The organism is Candidatus Methylarchaceae archaeon HK02M2, assembly GCA_024256165.1.
Taxonomy (GTDB): Archaea; Thermoproteota; Nitrososphaeria; order Nitrososphaerales; family JACAEJ01; genus HK02M2.
In genome coordinates, this window is the sequence record JAKLZG010000062.1 from 1 (window position 1) to 8,100 (window position 8,100).

Annotated in this window: 8 protein-coding genes; 6 read left to right on the plus strand and 2 right to left on the minus strand. The window is 37.5% G+C overall.

The annotated features are described in order from the left end of the window. Positions 1 to 254: 254 nt before the first annotated feature. A complete protein-coding gene (locus tag L6N96_04970) occupies positions 255 to 422 on the plus strand; it encodes a hypothetical protein (GenBank protein MCP8323510.1) in 168 nt (55 codons plus the stop codon). A gap of 38 nt (positions 423 to 460) precedes the next feature. On the opposite strand, the gene L6N96_04975 is transcribed toward L6N96_04970, so the two are convergent. After that, positions 461 to 3,337: a DEAD/DEAH box helicase gene (locus L6N96_04975; GenBank protein MCP8323511.1), complete on the minus strand. Its 2,877-nt coding sequence runs from the start codon at positions 3,335 to 3,337 to the stop codon at positions 461 to 463. A gap of 140 nt (positions 3,338 to 3,477) precedes the next feature. Here L6N96_04975 and L6N96_04980 point away from each other — a divergent pair, with 140 nt between their 5' ends. The 3 genes from L6N96_04980 (at position 3,478) to L6N96_04990 (ending at position 5,266) form a co-directional block, all read left to right on the plus strand. Further along, positions 3,478 to 3,867, plus strand: coding sequence for a CBS domain-containing protein (locus tag L6N96_04980; GenBank protein ID MCP8323512.1), 390 nt, complete (start codon positions 3,478 to 3,480; stop codon positions 3,865 to 3,867). Between the two features lie 15 nt (positions 3,868 to 3,882). Next, positions 3,883 to 4,095: a hypothetical protein gene (locus L6N96_04985; protein MCP8323513.1), complete on the plus strand. Its 213-nt coding sequence runs from the start codon at positions 3,883 to 3,885 to the stop codon at positions 4,093 to 4,095. A gap of 151 nt (positions 4,096 to 4,246) precedes the next feature. After that, complete coding sequence (locus L6N96_04990; GenBank protein ID MCP8323514.1) at positions 4,247 to 5,266, plus strand: homoserine dehydrogenase; 1,020 nt, start codon at positions 4,247 to 4,249, stop codon at positions 5,264 to 5,266. A gap of 81 nt (positions 5,267 to 5,347) precedes the next feature. On the opposite strand, the gene L6N96_04995 is transcribed toward L6N96_04990, so the two are convergent. Continuing rightward, positions 5,348 to 5,929: a hypothetical protein gene (locus tag L6N96_04995; protein ID MCP8323515.1), complete on the minus strand. Its 582-nt coding sequence runs from the start codon at positions 5,927 to 5,929 to the stop codon at positions 5,348 to 5,350. 155 nt (positions 5,930 to 6,084) lie between these two features. On the opposite strand from L6N96_04995, the gene L6N96_05000 reads away from it, so the two are divergent. Together L6N96_05000 and L6N96_05005 are read left to right on the plus strand one after the other, a co-directional pair. Then, positions 6,085 to 7,488, plus strand: a complete 1,404-nt coding sequence (locus L6N96_05000) for an aspartate kinase (protein MCP8323516.1) — start codon at positions 6,085 to 6,087, stop codon at positions 7,486 to 7,488. A gap of 45 nt (positions 7,489 to 7,533) precedes the next feature. After that, a complete protein-coding gene (locus tag L6N96_05005) occupies positions 7,534 to 7,965 on the plus strand; it encodes a hypothetical protein (GenBank protein MCP8323517.1) in 432 nt (143 codons plus the stop codon). The last annotated feature ends 135 nt before the right edge of the window (positions 7,966 to 8,100 follow it).

Genomic DNA, 8,100 nt, shown 5'->3' on the forward strand with positions numbered 1-8,100 from the left:
GACTCATGTATGAGTGATTTAATTTATCTAATTATTATTAATCTATTACTAATGAATTATATTATATTTATATTATCACGATTTCATTATAAACTCGTGCGTATAAATTATATTTTTTCATATTGGGCTAACATTTTCTTCATTCATACAAGTGAGTGTATGACTAAAGTCCTTAAGACTCTTTGGCAAGGAACCAACGTTATTGTCATAAGGAAAATCAATTGCAATGACTCTAAGGTCGAGTGAATCCAATTATGAGCCTATACAGTGAGCGTGCTAAGAAAATCATCAAACCTACAAGGGGAAAATATTCCCCTTTCCTAAAAGAGAATCGTAAGCCATGTCAAGGTTGTGGGTATAACGATCCTTTGGGTTGTTTAAGAGTCGGTGGGTGTTGGGTGGACGAAGAAAAGGAATTATGAAATATTAAGAGTTAATCGATTGTCATAATTTGACGCAATCAAGTAACTAAGAACCGCCTCTTCAAAGCCCTCCTTTCTGCATCAAGAATCATTTCTATCAGCTTTTCGTTAACTTCAGACTCTTCTTTCAAAATCGCTTTCGCTTCTAATATGCTCATCCCTCTTGTAACAAGTGCCATAACTGCTGCAAGCCCATATTTTGAGATTAGTTCTGCTGATCTAATGGCCCTTCTTATCAAAACCCTCTTCTTATCTGGCAACCTCTTAAACTTTGAGAGCTCCTTATCACATAATGTTAAAACATCCTCTAAGGTCTCATTCAATAAACCTATCTTAGATGAGCTACATTTCGGGCAGATGATTTCTTCTGGTAAATTCCTGACGCTGAGTACTTCTGCATAGCTCCAACACTCCGTGCAGACGAAAGTTCGAGTCTCATTCAGCAATCTTGTAAGAACCGAATCTTTTAGTATGCTCCTCATTCTTTGGGGTGGTATGAGATCCGTCATCCTACTTATCTCTTCTATACCTATTCTTGCTATAGGTGTAAGAGATTCTTCCTCTATTATTTCTACCTCTATGTGTCCAGATTCTATTTTATTCAAAACATGAACTGTCTGCTCAACGTCTGCATCGTTGAATAAAGTTAGCTTAAGCGCTTCATCGAATATAACAGTATCTTCAAATCCCTTCATTATGTTACTTAAACTGACATCACTCAGGTCTGCATCCTTTGAGATCGCTCCAAACTTTTTGGCTACATGAAGAAACCTACGCTTAAAGAGCCCTGTCCTTAATAATGCTCGAGTTGCCAATTCTCGGATATCCTCATGAGCTAATCTTTTCATAATGAGCCCTACATCTTTTGGTCTTACCTTATGTGTCTGAATGATTATGCGGTAGGGATCCTGTTGAATCCCTATAGGGTACCCTATCTTCTCGGATAAGATGAGACCTAAAATCCTAGAAATCGTTCGATTAGCAAGAAGACCAAAACAACAATGTATTATTATTAGGTCCCCCCATCTCTCTATTGTGATCTTCTTGTCAGTTGGTACTGGAAGGTCGATTCTGACTTGATCTAAGATCTCTGATATCGCTCTCAGTAAAGTTTGAGGCTCACATGGATAGACCTCACTAAGTATTTGAGTTATTTCTTCTGTATTTTTTCCCGATCTTAGCATCTCTTCTACTCTGCGCCTTATCTCTCCTACTTCGTTCGCAACTTCATAGGGTACGGGTATCTCTTCTCCGACCCAACTAGGTATGGCACCTTTAGGATCTTCTTCAGATTTTACGTATATCCTGTTTCGATACACTTGCAGTATCTTCCAGACAGAGCCTCTCATAATGAATTTTGTCCCTATCTCCCCATTCTCAGCAACGAAAGCTTCATCGAGTACTCCAATGGGCTCATCGATCTCTTCCTCTATTACTATAAACTGTCTCTCATCAGGGATCATCGATAAGTTCTGAAAATAATAATTGTAGAGGTCCTTACTCCTTCTAGGTTTGCTGAACAATCTATCTTTAAAATAAATTTGAGTGAATGGGGGGTATCTTGTGTGCATGTATGTGAGGACTTTCTTCAAATCTTCCTCTGATAAGTTCCGATATGGGTGTGCTTTAGTAAAGATATCCAATACTTCCTCAAAACTCCAAGTATTCTTCTGCATCATCAAACCTGCGATCTGATGTGTCAATGCATCTAGAGGTTTGTCTGGGATTGGGGCAGGCTCCAAATCCTCAAGCAGAGCACGGCGAGCTATGACTATTGCCTCAAGAGCATCATCCGAATCTTGAGTTATAATAACTCCTTTTGCAATCCCCCCGATCTTATGCCCACTCCTGCCTATTCTTTGAAGGAGCCTTGTAACTTGCCTTGGTGAATTGTACTGAATTACCATCTCTAGAGACCCTATATCTATCCCCAATTCTAAAGAGCTGGTGCAGACTATCCCCAGCAACCTGCCTTCTTTCAGGTCTTTTTCAGTAGTTATTCGAGATATTTTAGAGAGGGAACCATGATGAATACCAATGGGCAAAGCCATCTCCCATACTCTAAATCTGCTCGATAAGATTTCAGCTTCAGACCTAGTATTCGTGAAAAGCAGAACTGAAGCGTTATCCTCTATCAACTGTCTCATCACTCTTAATCTTGCAGCAACTTCTGGATATGTATACAAATTTGAAGCAAGCTTGAAGTCTTCAGAAGAAGGTTGAGGGTAAAGTATCTTTAATCTTATGGACCGGGCAACAGGGACTTGAACTATGACGCAAGGCCGATCTTTTCCAACTAAGAACTTGGCTACTTGCTCTGGTGTTCCTATAGTTGCAGATAGTCCTATTAATTGATAATCTTTTTCAGTGATGTATCTGAGCCTCTCAAGACCAAGTGATAGTTGACTACCTCTCTTTTCTGTAGCTAACTCATGAACTTCATCAACGATAACCCATTTGATCGATCTTAGATGTTCTCTCATTATACGACCTGGTAGTATAGCCTGCAAAGTTTCAGGAGTTGTTATGAGTATATCTGGGGGGACTTTAGCCTGAGCGCGTCTCTCTCTCACTTCGGTATCTCCATGCCTGACTGCGAGCTTTATATCTAGCCTTTTGCACCACCATCCAAGTCTCTCTAATAAGTCTCTATTTAGAGCCCTTAAAGGTGTGATATATAGAGCCTTGATGCTGGGCTTTTTCTCTAATTTAAATATGGAATTTAAAATGGGCAAAAAAGCTGCCTCAGTCTTTCCTGTCCCCGTAGGTGCTATGAGTAGAACGTTTTTGTTTTGCATAATTAAAGGAATTGCCTTTACTTGTGGTTCAGTGAGCTCATAGAACCCTCTATCTTGAATTGCTCTTCTTATTGGTTTGACGAACATCGAGAATGTATTCTCTAGCACCTCTACCATATCGATTCCCAGATATCATATTTAGTTTATTAGGTTACAATAAAGGTTTACCATGAAAGAAAAACTGTTAAGTTAAATTCAATTGAATATAATATTAGAAGAATTTATATTAGTTAATTTTTTCGAATAGATGATCTACTTTGGTAAAAGTAAGAGAAGCTATGATCAAAGAAGTTCTTACAATAGATATCGAGGAGAATGTCGATAATGCATGTAAAATAATGGGAGAGAAACATATAGGCAGCCTTATAGTCACAATTCAAGGCAAGCCAATTGGGATCTTCACAGAGAGGGATTTATTATCCAAAATAATCTTTAAAGGATTAAAATTAGAAAAGGCCAAAGTTAAGGATTTTATGTCTAAGCCCCTAACTGTAGTAAATCCGGACTTCAATTTAAAAGAAGCTGCGAGGATTATGACTCAGTTGAATATCAGGAGACTGCCTGTAATAGAAAATGAAAAGTTGATCGGAATATTGACATCAGCTGATATGACCCGTGCACTCGCTAACTCCCCTCTGAAATTTTAAAGAAGGTTATATAATATGACCTCAGAAGATAATGAAATCGATGAATTACAATGTAGTGACTGTGGAAGGGTTCTGAAAGAGGAAGGAAAAGGCTTGAGGTGGGGAAAGTGTCAGGTTTGCGGAGATATAATATGTTTGGATTGTATGTATTACAATCGAGTTAAAAGAGAAGGGCTCTTTGAGTACTATTGTGATGTTGTCAGAGTATGCAAGAAACATCGTGTTTAATCACCTTTATCATAAAATACTAAAGTAAAGGAGATATGTTTTAGATCACTTGCCAAGCTGACTAAAAAATAGTCAAAAGATCCATGAATCGAGAATATGAACAATATATAGAAGAGCTTCTCATATTTTCTCAAAGGATCGTGCAGTAAAGATGAGGATAATCATAGTTGGCTTTGGTGTGGTTGGGCAGAGCTTTCTCCGATTACTTATCCATAGGTATAAGGAGCTCATCTCAAAATATGGTCTACGTCCAAAGGTCGTAGCAATTGTTGATAGGGGGGGCGCTGCAATAAATGAGAGGGGACTTAATATACAAAAGTTATTGCAGATCAAAAAGATGGGAAGCATCGCCAATGATTCTGATTATGGATTCCCGAACTTATCTGCTGAAGAAGTCATCGAGAAAGTTGACGCTGAGATTGTTATTGAAGTAACACAAACTAACATTTTAGATGGAGAACCTGGATTGACGTATATCGAGACAGGCATTAAAAGGGGAAGGCATGTCATAACAACAAATAAAGGCCCACTAGCTTTAGCTCTTCCTGCACTTACAGAGCTTGCTGAATATAATGAGGTCTATTTGAGGTTCAGTGGGACTGTAGGGGGAGGAACACCCATACTCGATTTTGGTAAGAAGTGCTTGATAGGAAATAAAGTTTTATCGATAAAAGGGATTTTGAATGGGACTACAAATTACATTCTGACAGAAATGAGCAACAAGGGAATTGAGTTCGATGAAGCTCTTAAGATGGCTCAAGAACTAGGGTATGCAGAGAGAGACCCCTCACAAGACATAGATGGTCTAGATACAGCATGTAAATTGGTCATAATGGCAAATTGGATAATGGATAAAAAGGTTACATTGAAAGATGTAAGCATTGAAGGAATACGTCATATTGATCTTAAAGACTTAAAGGATGCTGAGAAGAATAACTGTACTATAAAACTAATCGGGTCGATAAATGAGCGCTTAGAAGTAAAGCCTATAAAGATGCTAAAAATGAATCTTTTATGTGTTCCCGGCACTCTCAATGCAGTAACGTTTACCACAGAATTTGCTGGTGAACAAACGATAATTGGTTTTGGTGCTGGTGGGATGGAGACTTCGAGCGCTATTCTGAGAGACTTAATAGATATAAAGTCGAACCTATCAAGTCGGTATATATAATTATTTACTCATTAAAATATTAATTTTTAAATAATGTCAAAATAGTCAATTTTCAAAATATTCATATTTTTACTCTTATTCTTATTTGAAATCTTTTTTCCTCTCCCTAATATCAATTTGAACTAAATAACTTTTAAGATAATCTGAAGGCTCGAATCTACATATCCTAACTACTTTAATATCTTCGCTTAGATCTATCTTTCTTTCAGGAGAAATGAAGAGTATTGCCATTTCACCTTCCTTTAAGGTCGAGTCTATTAAATTGTATACGTATTCGTTTCTCTCTTTCATATTCTTTTGTAACATATCTACTGTTGTCTCATTGTTCATTGTTTCTATCATGCTTAACCAAGATTCTGTCTCTCCTACCAACAATTTATCTTCAGTACAGTGTAGTATTGCCCCTGATCTCATTAACAATTTCACAATTTCTCCTGCATCTTCATCATCTTGTATTAAAATCTTCAAACCTTCATCTCCAGATTCGGTCAATGAATCAAAATAAATTCTGTTTATTCTTCCTATGAGCATGGATGTTCTTTCTTTAACATAGTTCCAAAATTCTTTATGATTCTCATTAAAATCTGGCGGAAGATCTTTGGCTATTAGCTTAATTTCTTTTTGAGAGTACATCTTTGGTATTATGAAGAGTGTTCTAACCATTATGTTCCGTCAAATTAAAGTCTATTCTTGACTTAAATTTTCTCATTTAATGATATTTTTAAATCGGTCGTTGATTTAGATCTTTAAAGAAGTGAAAACTTCAGATAACACATTAAACTTATCAACAAGACTAAATCCACAATTGATGCGAAGATATGAATTTAGTTATGAAGTTTGGGGGTTCCTCTGTAGCCGATAGTAATTGTATAAAAAGAGTTGCAAAAATAACCTCAGACTTCTTCAAGAAAGGGAATAAAATTATTGTAGTTGTTTCAGCTTTGGCTGGTGTAACCGATCAGTTAATTGAAGTTTCTAATGAAGCAAAAAAAGGTAATCTTGATTTTGTTTACGATTTTATTCATAAGATAAAAGAAAGACATCTTGGCGCTATTCATAAAGCAATCCAAAATGAGTCTCTAAAGGAGAATTTAACAAGCACCTTGTTAAAGGATGCTGAAGAGCTCGAGAAAGTTTTGACAGGCATCGCCTATCTCGGTGAGCTTTCTCCAAAGTCAATGGATTATGTATTGTCGTTCGGTGAAAGATTATCCGCTTCTATCTTATGGGGCGCTCTTCGTGATATAGGACTTGATTCTGTCTACTTATCAGGGAAAGAGGTTGGAATCGTTACAGACTCTAATTATGGAGAAGCAAGACCTTTGATCAACTTAACAAAATATCAAGTAAAGAAGAAATTAGAACCAATGTTAGAAAAAAGTATAATCCCTGTAGTAACGGGTTACATAGCTTCTACTCAAGAGGGTTTCATCACTACTTTGGGTAGAGGTGGGTCGGACTATTCAGCCACAATTATTGGAGCTGCATTGGGAGTTGATGAGATCTGGATCTGGAGCGATGTCGATGGAATGATGACAGCTAATCCTAAGATCGTGCCATCGGCGAAGAGTATACCTGAGCTATCATTTCAAGAAGCCATAGAGATGGCAGTATTTGGTTCAAAAGGCCTTCATCCTAGCGCTTTAGAACCAGCGATGATTGAAGGAATTCGTGTGCGGATCAAAAATACATTTAACCCAACAAATCATGGGACATCGATTGTGAAAGAGCCAAAGATAGAAACAGGAGAAATCGTTAAGGCAGTGAGCCTAATAAAAAATGTTTCTTTGGTGAATGTCAGCGGAGCTGGGATGGTTGGAGCACCTGGCACGGCTGCAAAAATCTTTGATATTCTAGGGAAGAATAATGTGAACGTGCTCATGATATCTCAAAGCGCTTCTGAAGCGAATATCTCGTTCATCATAAAAAGAAATCAAATTGAGAAGGCTATGAGCTCATTAGAAATAGCTCTGCTCGGTCAAGGGACTATACGTGAAGTTACTGCTGAAGAGGAAGTCTGCATAGTAGCTATAGTAGGGGCGGGTATGAAAGGCACGCCAGGTGTTGCGAGTAGGGTCTTCGGAGCAGTATCAAGGAGAAGGATAAACCTAATAATGATCTCACAAGGATCGTCTGAAGTAAATATCTCGTTTGCTGTTAAGGAAGATGACGGTGAAGAGGCGGTTAGAGCCATCCATGAGGAATTTGGTCTTGATAAGTGAGCAAAATATTCATCTTGAGATCGATTCAATAGGAATCGTATAACTATGAGGTTAGATCTTTCTGAAGAAAAGGTCCTCTCAACAAGAGACGTCTTGGAGATAATCTTTCCCAATAAAAAGACGAGGATAGCCTCTAGGATATTCTTAGATTGGCTAAAGGAAAGGGGCGGACAAGCTACCAAGAACGCTGTAAGCAACTTCGCAAATGCTCTCCAAGATGAGAAGTTCTCCAATAAAGGTATCCCTATTAAGTATAGTAGAAGGAACTTTTACATGACGATACTCAGAAATCTTATAAATTTAGGATTCATTCAAAGGAACGTTCCTATATGGGATGATAGGAGCAGAAGAACCCTTTACGTTTACATGAGAAATATATTTGATATACCCCAAAAGCCTCCATCAGTTGGTTTTTGGAGAATTAGTTATTACATCTGTAGAAAGTGGAATAATGAGTGGGAGCACGGGGAAGACTAAATAATTATATTTGTAATTTACATAGATTTTCCTATATGTTTGTGCAGTTTATATATCCAATACTAGATATGTAATACTAAGGTTAATACTCTTGACCATTGATAGCACAGATATGAAGATTTTATCTGAGTATGT